This is a genomic window from Kitasatospora phosalacinea, assembly GCF_000716545.1.
Lineage (GTDB): Bacteria > Actinomycetota > Actinomycetes > Streptomycetales > Streptomycetaceae > Kitasatospora > Kitasatospora phosalacinea.
In genome coordinates, this window is record NZ_JNWZ01000007.1 from 1 (window position 1) to 18,321 (window position 18,321).

15 protein-coding genes and 1 pseudogene are annotated in these 18,321 nt (G+C 75.1%); 9 read left to right on the forward strand and 7 right to left on the reverse strand.

Annotation, left to right across the window (positions count from 1 at the left end):
• Positions 1–423 precede the first annotated feature (423 nt).
• Positions 424–1,167, forward strand: coding sequence for a DUF6215 domain-containing protein (locus OO48_RS41120; RefSeq protein WP_425338506.1), 744 nt, complete (start codon positions 424–426; stop codon positions 1,165–1,167).
• On the opposite strand, the gene OO48_RS05095 is transcribed toward OO48_RS41120, so the two are convergent.
• Positions 1,127–2,338, reverse strand: a complete 1,212-nt coding sequence (locus OO48_RS05095) for a pyridoxal phosphate-dependent aminotransferase (RefSeq protein ID WP_033213132.1) — start codon at positions 2,336–2,338, stop codon at positions 1,127–1,129. The two genes, OO48_RS41120 and OO48_RS05095, sit on opposite strands and share 41 nt — an antisense overlap.
• A 98-nt stretch (positions 2,339–2,436) precedes the next feature.
• On the opposite strand from OO48_RS05095, the pseudogene OO48_RS05100 reads away from it, so the two are divergent.
• Positions 2,437–2,790, forward strand: a pseudogene (locus OO48_RS05100) (winged helix-turn-helix transcriptional regulator); the annotation flags it as partial.
• A gap of 102 nt (positions 2,791–2,892) precedes the next feature.
• On the opposite strand, the gene OO48_RS05105 reads toward OO48_RS05100, so the two are convergent.
• Both OO48_RS05105 and OO48_RS05110 read right to left on the reverse strand, forming a co-directional pair.
• Positions 2,893–5,007, reverse strand: a complete 2,115-nt coding sequence (locus OO48_RS05105) for an MMPL family transporter (protein ID WP_051731751.1) — start codon at positions 5,005–5,007, stop codon at positions 2,893–2,895.
• Positions 5,008–5,066: 59 nt separating this feature from the next.
• Positions 5,067–5,897: an SDR family NAD(P)-dependent oxidoreductase gene (locus OO48_RS05110; RefSeq protein WP_033213135.1), complete on the reverse strand. Its 831-nt coding sequence runs from the start codon at positions 5,895–5,897 to the stop codon at positions 5,067–5,069.
• Positions 5,898–6,002: 105 nt separating this feature from the next.
• On the opposite strand from OO48_RS05110, the gene OO48_RS05115 reads away from it, so the two are divergent.
• The 4 genes from OO48_RS05115 (at position 6,003) to OO48_RS05130 (ending at position 9,481) form a co-directional block, all read left to right on the forward strand.
• A complete protein-coding gene (locus OO48_RS05115; RefSeq protein ID WP_033213136.1) occupies positions 6,003–6,905 on the forward strand; it encodes a LysR family transcriptional regulator in 903 nt (300 codons plus the stop codon).
• Positions 6,906–7,068: 163 nt separating this feature from the next.
• Complete coding sequence (locus tag OO48_RS05120) at positions 7,069–7,521, forward strand: MarR family winged helix-turn-helix transcriptional regulator (RefSeq protein ID WP_280842389.1); 453 nt, start codon at positions 7,069–7,071, stop codon at positions 7,519–7,521.
• Positions 7,522–7,655: 134 nt separating this feature from the next.
• Positions 7,656–8,681: a Dyp-type peroxidase gene (locus OO48_RS05125; RefSeq protein WP_033213138.1), complete on the forward strand. Its 1,026-nt coding sequence runs from the start codon at positions 7,656–7,658 to the stop codon at positions 8,679–8,681.
• Positions 8,678–9,481 carry a family 1 encapsulin nanocompartment shell protein gene (locus tag OO48_RS05130; protein WP_033213139.1) on the forward strand — a complete coding sequence of 268 codons (804 nt, stop codon included), beginning with the start codon at positions 8,678–8,680 and terminating at the stop codon, positions 9,479–9,481. The genes OO48_RS05125 and OO48_RS05130 overlap by 4 nt, the downstream gene beginning before the upstream one ends.
• Before the next feature lie 333 nt (positions 9,482–9,814).
• Here the strand turns inward: OO48_RS05130 and OO48_RS05135 are convergent, their stop codons facing one another.
• Positions 9,815–10,402: a TetR/AcrR family transcriptional regulator gene (locus OO48_RS05135; RefSeq protein WP_033213140.1), complete on the reverse strand. Its 588-nt coding sequence runs from the start codon at positions 10,400–10,402 to the stop codon at positions 9,815–9,817.
• Between the two features lie 160 nt (positions 10,403–10,562).
• Here OO48_RS05135 and OO48_RS05140 point away from each other — a divergent pair, with 160 nt between their 5' ends.
• Both OO48_RS05140 and OO48_RS05145 read left to right on the forward strand, forming a co-directional pair.
• Entirely contained in the window at positions 10,563–11,519 is a 957-nt protein-coding gene (locus tag OO48_RS05140) for an alpha/beta hydrolase family protein (RefSeq protein WP_033213141.1), read from the forward strand.
• A gap of 109 nt (positions 11,520–11,628) precedes the next feature.
• Positions 11,629–12,411, forward strand: coding sequence for an SGNH/GDSL hydrolase family protein (locus OO48_RS05145; RefSeq protein ID WP_081951922.1), 783 nt, complete (start codon positions 11,629–11,631; stop codon positions 12,409–12,411).
• Between the two features lie 43 nt (positions 12,412–12,454).
• Here the strand turns inward: OO48_RS05145 and OO48_RS05150 are convergent, their stop codons facing one another.
• A complete protein-coding gene (locus OO48_RS05150; protein ID WP_033213142.1) occupies positions 12,455–12,841 on the reverse strand; it encodes a PPOX class F420-dependent oxidoreductase in 387 nt (128 codons plus the stop codon).
• A 29-nt stretch (positions 12,842–12,870) separates the two neighbouring features.
• Positions 12,871–14,205, reverse strand: a complete 1,335-nt coding sequence (locus OO48_RS05155) for a glycosyltransferase family 87 protein (protein ID WP_033213143.1) — start codon at positions 14,203–14,205, stop codon at positions 12,871–12,873.
• A 270-nt stretch (positions 14,206–14,475) separates the two neighbouring features.
• On the opposite strand from OO48_RS05155, the gene OO48_RS05160 reads away from it, so the two are divergent.
• Entirely contained in the window at positions 14,476–16,809 is a 2,334-nt protein-coding gene (locus OO48_RS05160) for a Tex family protein (RefSeq protein WP_051731773.1), read from the forward strand.
• A gap of 33 nt (positions 16,810–16,842) precedes the next feature.
• Here the strand turns inward: OO48_RS05160 and OO48_RS05165 are convergent, their stop codons facing one another.
• Complete coding sequence (locus OO48_RS05165; protein WP_051731752.1) at positions 16,843–17,406, reverse strand: NUDIX domain-containing protein; 564 nt, start codon at positions 17,404–17,406, stop codon at positions 16,843–16,845.
• Positions 17,407–18,321: the final 915 nt, after the last annotated feature.

Genomic DNA, 18,321 nt, shown 5'->3' on the forward strand with positions numbered 1-18,321 from the left:
TCTAGTACGGTCTCGTGGGCTCGGAGATGTGTATAAGAGACAGGGCTGGGCGTGGGCGACGGGCTGGGCGTGGGGCTGGGCGTCGGGGTCGGTGTGGGCGTGGGGGACGGCGTGGGCGTCGGCGTCGGGGCGGGGGCGCTGCTGCTGTGCGTGGCGGCGGGGGCGGGCGCGACCGGGTCGGTGGGCTCGCAGGCGGTGGCGAGCAGGGCGGCGGCCAGCAGTGCGCCGGCGGCGGTGGCCCGGCGCAGGCGGAGGGGGAGGGGGAGGGACAAGACGGCTCATCTCGGAGGGGCGGCTCGGACGGGACGCCATCCTTACGAGTGTGTGCGAGCAGTGGAGTTCGAGTGACGGGTTCGTTACCGATCGGCAATCCGAACGCCGCGCAGCGCCCCTCCGGCGCAGGCCCGGACGCGGGAGATCCGCATGCCGCGCATCGTGGGCGAGGGGGTGGGCGTGCCGCCAACTCCCGTGGTGGGAAACCCCGGTGCGGGTTCGAACCGAAGTGCTGCATCCTGCGGGCTTCGGACGGGGGCGGACCATGCGGGATTACGCGGCGGGTGTCGGCCGGACGATCGCGGTGCGTGCTGCGGTGGGGCTGGTCGTCCTGGGGGCGGGGCGTTCTGGCACTCGGCGCGGGGGTCGGACCACCGGGCGGACGGGCAGCGGGCGGAGGGCGGCGAACCGGCCGCGTGCTGGCCGATCGAGCAGGACTGGCCGGCCGGATACCCGGCGATGTGCGCCGCGCTGAACCGCCCCGACCTGGCGGAACTGCTCGACGTGCCGGGCGAGCGCGTCGTGAGTGCCGGGGTCGGCCCCTACTGGCCGCGGGACACCGCGGCGGCCCGGGTCCAGGTCGGCCAGGTGGTCGCCTCGGTGTCCGAGAGCCCCACCGTCCCGTACGACCGGCTGCTGGACGCCTCCGGCGCGGCCACCCCGGAACGCGGACGGCAGCGGCGGCTCCCTCCAACTGTCCCTGTGGCGGCTCGACGGCGGTTTCGCGGACAGCGAGCGGCTGCCCGGCCTGGCCGAGAAGCTGATGTCCGGCCTGGACGGCTGGAACGCGCCCCCGCTCCCGACCCCGTTCGGGCCGTTCTCGGGCGGCCGCTGAACCGGCGCCGCCGCGGCCCTACTGTCGGTAGGTGGCCAGGAAGCGGCCGATCCGGTTGATCGCGGTCTCCAGTTCGTCGGCGCGCGGCAGGGTGACGAAGCGGAAGTGGTCGGGGCGGGGCCAGTTGAAGCCGGTGCCCTGGACGATGTGGATCTTCTCGCGGAGCAGCAGGTCCAGGACGAAGCGCTCGTCGTCGACGATCCGGTGCACGGCCGGGTCGAGCTTGGCGAAGGCGTACAGCGCGCCGCGCGGTTTGACGCAGGAGACGCCGGGGATCTCGTTCAGCGCCCGCCAGGTGACGTCGCGCTGCTCGGTGAGCCGGCCGTTGGGCAGCACCAGGTCGTTGATGGACTGCCGGCCGCCGAGCGCGGCCTGCACGGCGTACTGGGCGGGCACGTTGGGGCACAGCCGCATCGCGGCCAGCATGGTGAGGCCCTCCAGGTAGTCCTTGGCGTGCTCCTTGGGGCCGGAGACCACCAGCCAGCCGCTGCGGAAGCCGGCCACCCGGTACGCCTTGGACAGGCCGTTGAAGGTGAGGGTGACCACGTCGTCGGCGAGGGCGGCCATGCAGTGGTGCTCGGTGCCGTCGTAGAGGATCTTGTCGTAGATCTCGTCGGCGAAGACCAGCAGGTGGTGGCGGCGGGCCAGGTCGAGGACGCCCTCCAGCAGCTCCTTGGGGTAGACCGCGCCGGTCGGGTTGTTCGGGTTGATCACCACGATCGCCTTGGTGCGGTGGGTGATCTTGGCGGCGATGTCGTCCAGGTCCGGGTACCAGTCGGACTCCTCGTCGCACAGGTAGTGCACCGCCTTGCCGCCGGCGAACCGCACCACGGCCGTCCACAGCGGGAAGTCCGGCGCCGGGACGAGCACCTCGTCGCCGTCGTCCACCAGGGCCTGGACGGCCATCTGGATCAGCTCGGAGGCGCCGTTGCCCAGGTACACGTCGTTGACGCCGACGCCCGCGACGCCGCGCTGCTGGTAGTACTGCACGACGGCGCGACGGGCGGGGAGGATGCCGCGCGAGTCGGAGTAGCCGTGCGCGTTGGGCAGGTTGCGGATGATGTCCTGGAGGATCTCCTCCGGGGCCTCGAAGCCGAAGGGGGCCGGGTTGCCGGTGTTCAGCCGCAGCACGCTGTGGCCGGCCTCCTCCAGGGCGTTGGCGGTGTCGACGACCGGGCCACGGATCTCGTAGCACACGTCCTTCAGCTTGCTGGACTGGCGAAACTCCATCAGCGGCCTCCCGACCCTCACCGAGCCCCTGCGGCCGGCTTGCTTCGTTCTACCAAGTAAGGACTTGGAAAGTCCAACCTATTGGCTATGCTGACGGCATGCCACGCCGAAGCTACGACCAGTACTGCGCCGTCGCCCGCGCCCTGGACGCGGTGGGGGAACGCTGGAGCCTCCTGATCGTCCGTGAACTCCTCGGCGGACCGCGCCGCTACACCGACCTGCACGCCGACCTGCCCGGCGTCTCCACCGACATCCTCGCCACCCGCCTCAAGCAGCTGGAGGGCGAGGGCCTGGTCGAGCGCCGCCGCCTGGAGCGCCCCGCCAACGCCACCGTCTACGAACTCACCCCGCGCGGCGCCGAACTGCGCCCCGTCGTCGAGGCGTTGGCCCGCTGGGGCGGCCCGGACCTGGGCGAGCCGCGCCCCACCGACGCCGTCCGCGAGCACTGGTACACCGCCGCCGGCTCCTGACGGCCGTCGGCGCGGTGTGCTTGGCCGGCCGCCGCGTCCGTCCTGCCGGTCGGGGGCGCCGCGGCCGCCTCCCGGGACGCCCCGTCAGTCCGCCTTGCGGGCCGGCCACCAGACCCGGCCGCCGATGTCGTGCACCAGGGCCGGGACGAGCAGGGAGCGGACCAGCAGGGTGTCGAGCAGGACGCCGAAGGCCACGATGAAGGCGATCTGGGCCAGGAAGGCCAGCGGGATGACGCCCAGCGCGGCGAACGTCGCGGCCAGCACCACGCCGGCCGAGGTGATCACGCCGCCGGTCGCGGTCAGGCCGCGCAGCACGCCCGCCCGGGTGCCGAGCGCCTCGGTCTCCTCGCGGACGCGGGTCATCAGGAAGATGTTGTAGTCCACGCCCAGCGCGACCAGGAACACGAACCCGTACAGCGGCACGGACGGATCGGTCGCCGAGAACCCGAACACGTGCGGGAACACCAGCGCCGAGACGCCCAGCGTGGCCAGGTAGGAGAGCGCCACCGTCGCCGCCAGCAGCACCGGCGCCAGCACCGAGCGCAGCAGCAGGACCAGCACCGCCAGGACGCACAGCAGCACCACCGGCATGATCAGCGTCCGGTCGTGCCGGGCGGTGGCCCGGGTGTCGGCCTGCTGCGCCGAGTAGCCGCCGACCAGCGCGTCGGCCCCGTCCACGGCGTGCACGGCGGTGCGCAGCCGGGCGACGGTGGCCAGCGCGGCGTCGCTGTCGGCCGGGTCGGTGAGCGTCGCGTCCAGCCGGACCAGGCCGTCCGCGGTGATCGGCGGGTCGGTGGGCGCGCCGCCGGTGTACGGGCGCACCGCCGCGACGCCCGGCACCCGCGCGGCCGCCGCCACCGCCCCGGCCCGGTCGGCGTTCGCGATGATCACCGCCGGGTTGCCCGAGCCGCCGGGGAAGTGCGCGGACAGCAGGCGCTGCCCGGCGACCGAGGGCTGGGCGGTGGTGAACAGCTCGGACTGCGGCACGCCCCGGGCGTCCAGCAGCGGGGAGCAGGCCGCGAGCGCCGCCAGCACCGCGGCCGAGCCCACCCACAGCGCGCGCGGCCGGCGGCCCACCAGTTCGGCGATCCGCTGCCAGACCCGGTGCCCGCCGCCCCGGCCGTCGGTACCGGGCGCGGCCGGCCAGAACGCGGCCCGGCCGCACAGCGCCAGCACCGCCGGGAGGAAGGTCAGCGCGGACAGCACGGCGCAGGCGATGCCGATCGCGCCGACCGGGCCGAGCGCCCGGTTGTTGGTCAGGTCGGAGAGCAGCAGCACCAGCAGGCCCAGGCCCACCGTCAGGCCCGAGGCGGCGACCGGCTCCGCCGAGCGGCGCAGCGCGGTGCGGGCGGCGGCGAACCGGTCCTGCCCGGTGGCGAGTTCCTCGCGGAAGCGGGCGGACAGCAGCAGCCCGTAGTCGGTGGCCGCGCCGATCACCAGGATCGACAGCAGCCCCTGCACCTGCCCGTCCACCCGCACCACGCCGTGCTGCGCCAGCGCGTACACGATCGCGCAGGCCACCGCGAGGGCGAACACCGCGCCCAGGATCACCAGCAGCGGCAGCAGCACCGCCCGGTACACCAGCAGCAGGATGAGCAGCACCACGCCGAGCGCCACCCCGAGCAGCAGGCCGTCGATGCCCGCGAACGCCCCCGACAGGTCGGCCAGCACCGCCGCCGGGCCGGCCACCCCGGCCGTGGCGCCCGGCACCTGCTCGGCGTACCCGCGGATCGCCTTGACCGCGTCCTTGGTGTCCGGCCCGAGGTCGGCGCGCAGCTGCACCACCGCCTCCAGCGCCTTCCCGTCCTCGGACGGCAGCAGCGGCGAGGGCTGCCCGACGGCGCCGGGCACCCGCGCGGCCGCCGCCAGCGCCTCGCCGGCCCGGGCCCGCAGTGCCTCGTCCACCTGCCCGGAGTCGGCCTCCCAGACCAGCACCACCGGCAGCGTGGACTCGGCGCGGAAGTCCTTCTCCAGCTGGGCGACCCGGGTCGACTCGGCGCTGCGCGGCAGGAACGCCGCGCCGTCGTTGGTCGACACCTCGCCCAGCCGCCCCGCGAACGGCCCGAGCGCGCCGCCGAGCACCAGCCAGACCAGCAGCAGGGCGAGCGGCAGCAGGAAGCGGGTGCGGCGGGAGGGTGCGGGGGAGGAGGACGCGGGGCCGGGGGACGTGGGGGGCACGGGCGGTGCGGGCGTCGGCATGGCCGGAGAATATCTCAATCATTGAGAGATCTGTCGTACCGGGCGCCCGCCGCGCGGACTCAGGCGTCGAAGGCCGTCCCCCTGGACCGCTCCTCCCAGGCCAGGACGTCCTCCCGGACTTGCTCCAGGTGCGCCAGCACCCCGTCCACCGCGTCCCCGCCCAGCACCAGCCGCAGCGGCGTCCGCTCCGCCTCCAGCGCGGCCAGGACCAGCGCCGCCGCCTTGTCCGGGTCGCCGGGCTGCGCACCGTCCCCGCCCGCCACCATCGCCCGGGTCGCGGCCACCGCCGCGTACCGGCCGCCGTCCTCGCTCACCCCGGCCCGGGAGGCCGCGAACAGCGACGTCCGGAAGGCGCCCGGCTCCACGATCAGCACCTTGACGCCGTACTCGCGCACCTCGTCCGCGAGCGCCTCGGACATCCCCTCCAGCGCGAACTTCGTCCCGCTGTACGCGCCGAACCCCGCGAAGGACAACTGCCCTCCCACGCTGCTCAGTTGCACGACGGCGCCGGAACGCCGCCCCCGCATGTGCGGCAGCGCCGCCCGCACCAGCGCCGCCGGCCCGAAGACGTGCACGTCGAACAGGGCGCGCAACTCCTCGTCCGTGGTCTCCTCGACGGCGCCCACGTGCGTGCGGCCCGCGTTGTTCACCAGCACGTCGATCCGCCCGTGCCGGGCCACCACCCGCTCCACCGCCGCCCCGGCCGCGGCCGTGTCCGTGACGTCGAGGCGCAGCGCCTCCACCTGGTCCGGGTGCGCGGCCACCAGGTCGTCCAAGGACTCCGGGTGCCGGGCCGCGCCCACCACCACGTCACCGGCGGCCACCGCCGCCCGCGTGATCGCCCGTCCGAAACCGCTGCCCGCGCCCGTCACCAGCCACACCCTGTTCACGGCGACTCCCGTTCGTTCCCGTTCGTTCCCGTTCGCTTCCGACACCCGCAAGCCTGCCGCCGAAACCCGTTGCCGGTCCAAGACCCGTGGTGATAACCAACCGGCATGGCCCTGGACGTCCACACCCGAGACCTGCGCTACTTCCTCGCCGTGGCCGAGGAGTTGCACTTCACCCGCGCCGCCGAACGGCTGCACGTCTCGCAACCCGCGCTCAGCAAACAGGTCCGCGCCCTCGAACAGCGGCTCGGCGCCGAACTGTTCCGCCGCGACCGGCACCGCGTCGCCCTCACCCCCGCCGGGCACGCCCTGCTGCCGCACGCCCGCGAAGTCCTCGACGGCTGGGCGCGCGGCGCGGACGCCCTGGCCGCCGCCAAGGCCGAGCAGCGCAGCACGCTCACCGTCGGCATGAGCACCAGCCCCGCCCGCGGCGGCCTCCTGCCCGCCGTCCGCTCCCGCCTCGGCGCCACCCACCCGCAGGTCACCACCCGCCTGCGCCAAGTCGGTTGGGGCGACCCCACGGCCGGCCTGGCCGACGGCGGCACCGACGTCGCCTTCGTCTGGCTCCCGCTGCCCGACCCGCACCGCTACGACTGGACGGTCGTCGCCGAAGAACCCCGCCTGATCGCCCTCCCCGCCACCCACCCGCTCGCCGCCCGCCCCGTCGTCGACTTCGCCGACCTGCTCGACGAACCCTTCCTCGCCCTCCCCCCGGACGCCGGCCCGCTGCGCGACCACTGGCTCGCCCTCGACGCCCGCGACGGCCGCCCGCCCCGGATCGGCGCCGAGATCGCCGGCGTCGAGGAGACCTACGAAGCCCTGATCGCCGGCCTCGGCATCTGCCTGGTCGCCGCCGGCAACGCCCCCCTCATCGCCCACGCCGGCGTCACCACCCGCCCCGTCACCGGCGTCGGCCCCAGCCGCTACGCCCTCGCCTGGCGCCGCGAGGACGCCCACCACCCCCTCGTCCGGGCCTACGCGGAAGCCTGCCGGGCGACAGCGGGCGGGTGACGGGCGCCCGGGCTCCCCTCGGGCGCCCGCCGCCTCCGGGCCGGCCCCCGGGGGCGTGGCGGCCGGGTGCGCCGGCCCCGGCGGTGCGGGCGCTAGGGTCGTGACCGGTCCGGCGGGTGTCCGGGCAGGCGGGCGGTCGGGTGCGGTGGCGGAGGAGCGGGCGGTGGCGCAGCGGGAGTTCGGGCGCTTGTTGCAGGGGCTGGCGTCCGAGATGAACCTGCTGGGGCACGACTTCGCGGCGGCCTCGGGGCTGCACGCCACCGACGTCCAGGCGTTGCTGGCGGTGCTGCGGGCGGCCGACCCGCCCGGGATCACGCCCGGCGGGCTGCGGGCCGAACTCGGGCTGACCTCCGGCGCGGTCAGCGCGGTGCTGGACCGGCTGGAGCGGGCCGGGCACGTCCACCGGACCAAGGACGCGGCGGACCGGCGCCAGGTCCACGTGCACTACCACCAGGACGCGGCCCGGATCGCCGGCGCGTGGTTCGCCCCCGTCGCCGAGTGCACCGACCGGGTGCGGGCCGAGTTCACGCCGGAGCAGGTCGCCGCGGTGGTCCGCTTCCTCACCCGGATGACCGAGGAACTGGCCGTGCTGCGCCAGGCCAGGCGGGCCGAGTAGGCCCGGCCGGGCGGGGGTTCCGGGCGGTCCCGCCGGACACGCCCGATTCGGGTGCCATCGCGGGGTCTCGAACCTTTTGCCCGGTATGGTCGGCGGGCGTCCGAACGTCCGGAAGTCCCCCGGGAGCCCTCGCCATGCCGCAGCCCCAACCGGTCCTCGCCACGCTGACCGGGGCCGCCGTGTTCCTGGTGCTCGGGATCGAGGAAGGCGGCGAGCAGACCGTCCGCGACCTGCTGCCCGACCTCGGCGGACTGGCCCGCACCGTCAGCAGCCGGGCCCCGCGCGAGCAGGTCGGCCTGGTGCTCGGCATCGGCTCCGACGCCTGGGACCGCCTGTTCGCCGGCCCCCGCCCCGCCCGGCTGCACCCCTTCGTCGAACTCGCCGGCCCCCGGCACCTCGCCCCCGCCACCCCCGGCGACCTGCTGCTGCACATCCGGGCCGAACGCATGGACCTGTGCTTCGAGTTGGCCGCCCTGGTCAGCCGGCGGCTCGGCGACCGGGTCACCGTCCTGGACGAGACGCACGGCTTCCGGTACTTCGACTGCCGCGACCTGATCGGCTTCGTCGACGGCACCGAGAACCCCACCGGGCGGGACGCCGCCGAGGCGGTCCTGATCGGCGACGAGGACCCGGAGTTCGCCGGCGGCAGCTACGTGATCGTGCAGAAGTACCTGCACGACATGGCGGGTTGGAACGCGATCGGCACCGAGAAGCAGGAACGCGTGATCGGCCGCACCAAGCTCGACAACGTCGAACTCGACGACGCCGCCAAGCCCGCCGACTCGCACGTCGCGCTGAACACCGTCACCGGGCCGGACGGCGAGGACCGCGACATCTGGCGGCTGAACATGCCGTTCGGGTCCTTCGCCGAGGGCGGCGAGTGCGGCACCTACTTCATCGGGTACGCCCGCGACCCGTGGGTCACCGAGGAGATGCTGCGCAACATGTTCCTCGGCCGCGGCCCCGCCGCCCACGACCGGCTGCTGGACTTCTCCACCGCCGTCACCGGCACCTTCTTCCACGTCCCCAGCGCGGACTTCCTGAACGACCCGCCGCCCGCCCCCGGCGCGCCCGCCCCGGCCGCCGAAGCCGTCCCCGCCCCGCCGGTCCGGGACGGCAGCCTCCACATCGGCAGCCTGAAAAGGAGCACCGCACCGTGAACAACCTGCACCGCGACCTGGCGCCCGTCTCCGCCGCCGCCTGGGCCGAGATCGAGGAAGAGGCCCGGCGCACCTTCCGCCTGCACGTCGCCGGACGCCGGGTGGTCGACCTGGCCGGCCCCGACGGCCCCGGACTCGCCGCCGTCGGCACCGGACACCTCGCCGACATCGCCGCCCCCGCCAACGGCATCCGGGCCCGCGCCCGGGAAGCCCTCCGGGTGGTCGAGCTGCGCGTCCCCTTCACCGTCACCCGGGCCGCCGTCGACGACGTCGAACGCGGCTCCAAGGACTCCGACTGGGACCCGGTCAAGGACGCCGCCCGCACCATCGCCCTCGCCGAGGACCGCGCCGTCTTCGACGGCTACCAGGCCGCCGGCATCACCGGCATCCGCGACGGCTCCTCCAACCACCCCGTCGCCCTCCCCGCCGACGTCCGCGAGTACCCCAACGCCGTCAGCCGCGCCCTCACCGCGCTGCGCCTGGCCGGCGTCGGCGGCCCCTACTCCCTCCTGCTCGGCGCCGACACCTTCACCGCCGTCAACGAGACCTCCGACCACGGCTATCCCGTCCACAACCACCTCGCCCGCCTCCTCGACGGCGAGATCATCTGGGCCCCCGCCGTCGAGGGCGCCGTCCTCCTCTCCGCCCGCGGTGGCGACTTCGAACTCCACCTCGGCGAGGACCTCTCCATCGGCTACCTCTCCCACGACGCCACCACCGTCCACCTCTACCTCCAGGAATCCCTCACCTTCCAGCTCCACACCCCGGAAGCCGCCGTCACCCTCACCTCCGCCGCCTGACCCGCCCCCGTCGCGGGTGGGGCGGGTGGTGCCAAATCGCTTGGGAGGTCGTGGAGTCGGGGCGGGATCCGGACAATGGCGGGGGAGGGCTTCCGGGGGCGGGGCGCGGGGCCGCACCATGTGGGGAGCGTGGTGGCGCCCGCCCGCATCCCGTCGATGATCGTCAGCGGCCCGGCGGCCCCGCCCGTGGTGCCCCGCCCGGCGGAACCGGGGGCGTGAGCGCCGCCCCGTCCGGACCCGCCCCGTCCGGACCCGCCCCGTCCGGACCCGCCCCGGCCGGTGGGCCTCCGGGGGCGGCGGGCGAGGGCGGCGGGCCGGGGGCGGTGGAGCCGGTCAGGGGAGCCGCAGCCCCCGGAGGAGTAGTTCGATCAGCCGGCGAGGGTCGTAGCGGGGGTCGCTGTCGTGCCCGATGCAGAGGTTGCCGATGCCGCGCATGAGTTCGTAGGGCCGGGTGCCGGGTGCGATCTCGCCGGCGTCGACGGCGGCGTCGAGCAGCTGGGCGCAGACGGGCATCAGCCGGTCGAGGAAGTGGGCGTGCAGCGTGGCGAAGCGGTCACTGTCGGACTGGAGGGCGTCGGCGAGCCCGTGCTTGGTGACCAGGAAGTCGGCGAAGAGGCCGACCCACTGGCGCAGCGCGTCGAACGGGGAGGCGGCGTCGGCCAGCAGCTTCGGGCCCGCTTCGGCGCAGGCCTCGATCTGGTGGTGGTAGACGGCGGTGACCAGGTCCGCCCGGGTGGGGAAGTGGCGGTAGAGCGTCCCCAGCCCGACACCCGCCCGGGCGGCGATCTGGCGGATCGGTGCGTCGATCCCCGAGGTCACGAAGACCTCCGCCGCGGCGTCGAGCAGCGTCTGCTGGTTGCGTACCGCGTCCGCCCGCTTGCTGCGGGCGGACGCTCCTCGGGTCGGGCCTGCTGCGGGCACCGCGCTCTCCTTCCGGCGGCCGTTGACAAAGCGGATCAGCGATCCATATCGTAAATGGAACAAGGATCCGCTTTCAGGTTAGCTGACTGCGGCCGCTCCGCCACACCCGCCGCCGCTGTCCGCGGCCAGGCGGCGGACGTCATCGAAGGGCATGCTCCCCATGAGTGCACCTGCTCGCACGGCCCACGCTCCCCGCACGACCACCCCCGTCCTCTCCGTCAGCCCCGTGGTGCTGCCGGCCCCCGGCCGCGCCACGGACCTCCAACTGCGCGTCTCCGCACCGGTGACCGGCGGCGAACTGCCGGTCGTCCTCCTCTCGCACGGCCTCGGCTTCTCCCACCACCTCTCCTCGCTGAACGGCTACGCCCCGCTCGCCGACTTCTGGGCCGCCCGGGGCTTCGTCGTGATCCAGCCCACCCACCTGGACTCCAGGACGCTGAACCCGGACTCCCGCGCCCCCGGAGCCACCCACTGGCGCACCCGGGCCGAGGACATGACGCTCGTCCTCGACCGGCTCGACGCCGTCGAGGAGGCCGTTCCGCAGCTCGCCGGGCGCCTCGACCGGAGCCGGATCGCCGTCGCCGGGCACTCCATGGGCGGGCACACCGCGAGCCTGCTGCTGGGCGCCCGCCTCACCGATCCCCACGACGGGACCGAAGTGGACCTGGCCGACCCGCGGATCAAGGCGGGCGTGCTGCTCGCCCCGCCCGGCCGGGGCGGCGACGCCCTCACCGAGTTCACCGCCGAGCACTACCCCTTCTTCCTGACCACCGACTTCTCCACGATGACCGCCCCCGCCCTCGTGGTCGCCGGGGACGAGGACGACTCCGCCTTCCTGACGGTCAGCGGCCCGGACTGGCACACCGACCCCTACACCCTCGCCCCCGGCCCCAAGTCCCTGCTCACCCTGTTCGGCGCGGGGCACGGGCTCGGCGGGGTCTCCGGGTACGACGTCGCCGAGACCACCGACGAGGACCCCGCGCGGGTCGCCGCCCTCGCCCACCTCGCCTGGGCCTACCTGCGCAGCGCGTTCCACCCCGAGGACCCGGCCTGGCGGGAGGCGTGCGACGCGCTGGCGGCCGACTCCGACCCCGTCGGGCGCGTCGAATCCAAGTAGGCCGGGAAGCCGCCCGGCCCACCCGCGCCGCCCGGCCCGGCCGGCGCCCGGAGCGCGCCGGTTACGCCTCGGTAGGGTTGGCCGGTCGGGAACGGACCGAGGAGGCGGTGTGCGGCAGTACCGGGCGATGGTGGCGGTGGGCGACTCGTTCACGGAGGGGATGTGCGACGACGTCCGCTCCGACGGGCACTTCCGCGGGTGGGCGGACCGGGTCGCGGCCGCACTGGCCGCCGAGGCCGGTCCGGCGGGCTTCCGGTACGCCAACCTGGCGGTGCGCGGGAAGCTGATCGGCCAGATCCGCGCCGACCAGGTCGACCCGGCCGCGGCCACCGACGCCGACCTGGTGACGCTGGCGGGCGGCCTGAACGACGTGCTGCGCCCGGGCTGCGACGTCGCGCGGGTCGAGCGGCTGCTCGGCGAGTGCGTCCGCGCGCTGCTCGCCGACGGCCGCACCGTGGTGCTGTTCACCTCCACCGACCCGACCCGCCGGATGGCCGGGAGCGCCCGGCTGCTGCCCGCGATCCTGCGGATGAAGGCGTACGTGGAGGGCGTGGTGCGGGACCACCCGGACCGGGTGGTGCTGGTCGACCTGTTCTCGGCGCCGGTGTTCGACGACCGCAGGCTCTGGGCGGAGGACCGGCTGCACCTGTCCCCGGAGGGCCACCGCCGGGTCGCGCTGGCGGTGCTGGAGGCGCTCGGCCGCCCCTCGGACGAGGACTGGCGGGCGCCGCTGGTCGAACCCGACACCCGCACCCGCGGCCGGAAGGCCCGCGAGGACCTCCGCTGGCTGGGCACCCACGTCGGCCCGTGGATCGGCCGCCGGCTGCGCGGCCGCTCCTCCGGCGACGGCCGCCCGGCCAAGCGCCCGCAGCTGCTGCCGTACGAGGGCTGAGCCGGGCGGGGACGCACCGGGGCGGGCGGACCGGCGCCGAGCGCTACCCGTCCAGCCGGACGGTGATGCCGACCGTGCCGTCCCTGCCCCGGCGCAGCCGGCTGCCGAGCAGGGTGAGCCGCCCGAGCAGCCCGTACTTGCGGGCGAGCAGCCGCCGGTAGCGCTCGGTGGTCCCGGCGTCGGCGATCTCGGCGTGCGCGGGCAGCGGCTTGCCGCTGGGGTTGCCGCGCACGTCGCACGGCCCGACCAGGACGTCGGCGCGCCGCCGGATCCGCTTGACCTTCCAGGAGTCCGCGGCGGTCCACGCCCCGAGCGCGTCGCCGTCCCGGACCACCCACACCGGGGTGGCCACGGCGCTGCCGTCCTTCTTGTAGCTGGTGATCAGCAGGTACTTGCCGGCGGCGAGCCGGTCCAGCGCGGTGTCGGCCATTGGTGGAGTGTACGTCCCCTGACCCCCCGTCAGGCCGCCGGTACGGCGTCCTGGTCCGGATCGGCGCGCGGATCGGCGTCCGGGCCGGTGCGCGCGCCGCCGGACTCCCCGGCGGCCGGACGGGACGCGGGCGGCGGGGAGACGGTGGCCCGCCACAGCAGCGCCGCGGACCAGCAGGAGGCGGCCAGCAGCAGTCCGTTGCGCAGCAGGATGACGCCGGTCGGCCACCAGCCGCCGGCCTGCATCGAGTCGAAGAACAGCGGGTAGTCGACGGTGGTGACGCCGACCGCGGGCAGCAGCAGGAACGCCACCGGCCGCTGCGTGGTGCCCTCCACGGTCAGGCAGACCGCCACCAGGCCGATCAGCCACACCAGGTACTGCGGGGAGATCACCCGGCTGGTGACGGTGAACAGCAGCACCGCGCTCAGCGCCGCGTCGTACGGGGTGGCGGCCGTCCAGCGCCGGGCCCGCACCCGCCACAGCAGCAGCCAGCCGAACGCCGCGGCGGTCAGCAGCAGAGACAGCTGCGAGACGCGGTGCACGTACCGGCCGAGGAACTCGAACGAGCCGTAGTGCTGCTCGACCCGGCCGGACCAGCCGAACTGCCGGGCCACCTGCAGGACGCTGCCGCCCAGCGACTCGATCTCCACCCCCCGGCCGCGCTGGGCGTACAGGAAGTCGAAGGCGTGGTCGAAGAGCGCGGCGAGCACCAGCAGCAGGGCGAGCGCCGAGACGGCGGCCGCCGTCCAGACCTGGCGGGTGGTGCGGCCGCGCGGGGTGCCGAGCACGGTCAGCGCCGGCCACACCTTCACCAGCGCGCCGATCCCGGCCAGGGCCCCGCCGAGCCTCGGCCGGGCCGGGACCAGCAGCAGCCCGACGACCGCCAGCGCGGTGGCCACCAGGTCGTAGCGGCCGTACGGCAGGCCGAGCAGGAGCGGCAGGGTCAGCGCCCACGCCCAGGCGCCCCACATCGAGCGCCCCGGGCCGCGGCCGGCCGCCAGCAGCGCGACCTGCACGGCGGCGTCGGCCAGCAGCATCAGCAGCACGAACGCCTGCAGGTAGCTCAGCAGCGGCAGCGCGCCCGGCGCGAGCATCGGCAGCGCCGCGCCGGGCGGGTACTGCCAGGTGACGTCGTCGACCGGGAAGGTGCCGGTGCGCAGGACGCGGTACCAGCCCCGGTACAGCTGGTGCACCTCGACGGCGGGCTCGGTCCGGCCGGAGCGGATCAGGCCGACCATCAGCACCCGGCCGGCGACCCAGTACGCGGCGAGGGCGAGCACCTCGCGGGGCCAGGTGGCGGGGCGGGTCCAGCGGACCGGCCGGTCGGGAGTCCGGCCGGCCGGGGCGGGGGCCTGGGCCACCATGTCCTCCAGTGCGCTCTGGTGCGGTCTCGGGGGGCGGGGCCGTGGGGACGGGGCGCCGCGAGCGGGGCTCGAAATGGTCGTCCGTCTCTCATACCAGACAAAACGGGCGGGCTCCGGGTCGCTCCGGCGCGTGTCCCCGGACGTCCCCGGGACGCGCCACGCGCCGGGCGGCCACCCGGTCCACCGGATCGTGTCGGCCGGACCTGCCAGAATGCTCGGGCGACACCGCGCAACCGTCATGAACATGAAGAGGTGACCGGCACCGTGACCATGCCCGTCGAACGCAAGATCGCCGAAGAACTCGGCGTCCGCGAGAACCAGGTGCAGGCCGCCGTCGGCCTGCTCGACGGCGGTGCGACCGTGCCCTTCATCGCCCGGTACCGCAAGGAGGCCACCGGCGCGCTCGACGACACCCAGCTGCGCACCCTGGAGGAGCGGCTGCGGTACCTGCGCGAGCTGGAGGAGCGGCGCACCGCCGTCCTGGAGTCCGTCGAGGCCCAGGGCAAGCTGGACGACGAGCTGCGCGCGCGGATCCTCGCCGCCGACTCCAAGGCCCGGCTGGAGGACATCTACCTCCCGTACAAGCCCAAGCGGCGCACCAAGGCGCAGATCGCCCGCGAGGCCGGGCTCGAACCGCTCGCCGACACCCTGCTCGCCGACCCGGACCAGGACCCGTCAGCCCTCGCCGCCGGCTACCTGAACGAGCAGGTCGCCGACGCCGCCGCCGCGCTGGAGGGCGCCCGCGCCATCCTGGTCGAGCGCTTCGGCGAGGACGCCGACCTGGTCGGCTCGCTGCGCGAGCGGATGTGGACGCGCGGCCGGCTGGTCGCCAGGGTCCGCGACGGCAAGGAGCAGGACGGCGCCAAGTTCGCCGACTACTTCGACTTCGCCGAGCCCTTCACCAAGCTGCCCTCGCACCGGATCCTGGCCATGCTGCGCGGCGAGAAGGAAGAGGTCCTCGACCTCGAACTCTCCCCGTACGACGGCGAGCAGGAGGCCGACCTGCCCGGCGCGAGCGACTACGAGCAGCGGATCGCCGCCCGCTTCCAGATCGCCGACCGCGGCCGCCCCGCCGACAAGTGGCTGACCGACACCGTCCGCTGGGCCTGGCGCACCCGCGTCCTGGTCCGGCTCGGCATCGACCTGCGGACCAGGCTGCGCGCCGAGGCCGAGGACGAGGCGGTGCGGGTCTTCGCCGCCAACCTGCGCGACCTGCTGCTCGCCGCCCCCGCCGGGACGCGCGCCACCATGGGCCTCGACCCGGGCTTCCGCACCGGCGTCAAGGTCGCCGTGGTCGACGCCACCGGCAAGGTCGTCGCGCACGAGACGATCTACCCGCACCAGCCCGCCAACAAGTGGGACGCCGCGCTCGCCACCCTGGCCCGGCTCGCCGCCCGGCACGGGGTCGACCTGGTCGCGATCGGCAACGGCACCGCGTCCCGGGAGACCGACCGGCTCGCCGCCGACCTGATCAAGCGCCACCCCGAGCTCGGCCTCACCAAGGTGATGGTCAGCGAGGCCGGCGCCTCCGTCTACTCCGCCTCCGCGTTCGCCGCCCAGGAACTCCCCGGCCTCGACGTGTCGATCCGCGGCGCCGTCTCGATCGCCCGCCGCCTCCAGGACCCGCTGGCCGAACTCGTCAAGATCGACCCCAAGTCGATCGGCGTCGGCCAGTACCAGCACGACCTGAGCGAACTCAAGCTCTCCCGCTCGCTGGACGCCGTGGTCGAGGACTGCGTCAACGCCGTCGGCGTCGACGTCAACACCGCCTCCGCGCCGCTGCTCACCCGGGTCTCCGGCATCACCGGCACCCTCGCCGACAACATCGTCGCCCACCGGGACGCCAACGGCCCGTTCCGCACCCGCAGGGCGCTCAAGGACGTCGCCCGGCTCGGCCCCAAGGCGTTCGAACAGTGCGCGGGCTTCCTGCGCATCCCCGACGGCGACGACCCGCTGGACGCCTCGGCCGTCCACCCCGAGGCGTACCCCGTGGTCCGCCGGATCCTCGCCGCGACCGGCGGGCAGCTGCGCGAACTGATCGGCAACGGCCCGGCGCTGCGCGCGCTGCGGCCCGGCGACTTCGCCGACGAGACCTTCGGCGTGCCGACCGTCACCGACATCCTCGGCGAGCTCGACAAGCCCGGCCGCGACCCGCGCCCCGCCTTCCAGACCGCCACCTTCAAGGACGGCGTCGAGAAGATCTCCGACCTGGAGGTCGGCATGGTCCTGGAGGGCGTGGTCACCAACGTCGCCGCGTTCGGCGCCTTCGTCGACATCGGCGTCCACCAGGACGGCCTGGTGCACGTCTCCGCGCTGTCGAAGAACTTCGTCAAGGACCCGCGCGAGGTGGTCAAGCCCGGCGACATCGTCCGGGCCAAGGTCACCGCCGTCGACGTCCAGCGCAAGCGGATCGGCCTCACCCTGCGCCTCGACGACGACACCACCGCCCCCGGCGCCAGCGGCGGCAACCGCCGCGAGCAGGGTCCCCGCCGGGACTCCCGCCCCCCGCGCCAGGAGCGCCGACCTGCCGGCCCCGGCACCCCGCCCCCGCCCGCCAACTCCGCCATGGCCGACGCCCTCCGCCGCGCGGGCCTGGGCAAGTAGCGCGCCACGGGGGCGGCCGGGCCCGGCCGCCCCTCAGCCGCTGCGGGACTCGACGGCCAGGGCGACGAGTTCGGGCCACCAGGGCTCGCGGTGGTGGGCGAGCAGGCGCCGGGCCTCCTCGGGGGTGACGGGGCGGACCTCCACCACCTGCTCGCCGTCGTCCGGGTTGGTGGGGGCGGAGTCGACCAGGACGTCCGCCCAGCCCCAGAGCCAGGCCTTGACGGGGTGCGGCTGCCAGGGGCGGTAGGGGGCGGGCCCGTCGGTGACGGCCAGGTGGTGGCCGATCCAGGTGGGCGGGCCGAGCAGCCGGGCGCCGGCCTCCTCGCGCAGTTCGCGCTCCAGGCAGGACTCGACGCTCTCGGCGGCCTCCCGGGTGCCGCCCGGCAGGAACCAGTGGCCGCGGACGTCCCGGCACAGGACGACCCGGCCCTCGGCGAAGCCGACCAGGTGGATGTTGGTGATCAGCTCGTCCGGTGGCAGGTCGGTGCTGAACTGGGCGTCGATGCCGCCCCACTCCCAGCGCTGCGGCGCGTGCAGGGCCGGGTACCTGGCCGCCAGTTCGCTGCTGTCGCTCGTTCTGCGTGTGGTGTCCGTCATCGATCGATCGTAGTCCTGGACGCTCCCGGACGGACCCGGACGGTCAACGAAGCGGACAAAACGTCACCCTTACGTGTCGCTCCGTCAACTCGGCGCGCCGGTGGTTCACCTGATGGAGCGCCAGTCGCCAACTGTCACTCCGGTCCGGCGACCACCGACCGGGCGGCGGGCCGGTCCTCGGCGTCCGGGTGCGCGCGCGGCGGCTGGCAGTGGCAGCCGGCGGCAGCCGGCGGTCCGTCCGGGCGAAGTCGGCTCCGAAACCGGCCCCGGCTTCTGACCCGGTCGCTGGGCCGCCGCTGGGCGGCCGGTGGGCGGCCGGTTCCGGCCGACCGCGAGCCGGGTCGGCAGCGCCGTCCGCAGGTCCGTCAACTCCCGGTACGGGCACGGCTGTTCGGTTACCGTGAGCCGCACCTCCCGGTGCCGGAGGACGGCCGGGATCTCGGTCGGCGACTCGATCCGCTGTCGCAGCGGGAGGTCCCGGACGACGCCGGGGCACGGGTCGTCGGGTCCGGCGGCCGGCAACGGCGGGCTCGCCCGGGCGGTCCGGCGCAGCGCCGTCCGGCTGGGCTGCCGCTCCCGGCGCGAGAGCGGGTGCGCGGGGTCGGCCGGCCAGGCAGTGGCCCGTTCGGCGCCCACCGCCAGTCGCCGCCCGTACCAGCCGCGTTCCGTCAACTCGCCGACCAGAGCGTGGACTTCGGTGGGTGCGGCGGCGTGCACGGACCGCACGGTGCGGGCGAACCGGGCCCTGCGCTCGGGCAGCGGGAGCGCGTCCGGCGCGGCGAGCAGGGCGGTGGGCGTCGGGGGCGACGGGGGCGCTCCGGCTGTCGTCGCTCTGCTACTCAACGGGGACATTCCTGTTGCTGAGCTGTCGTGGGGATCGGCTAGAGTCCGGCAGGAAGTATGAAAGAGGGATGA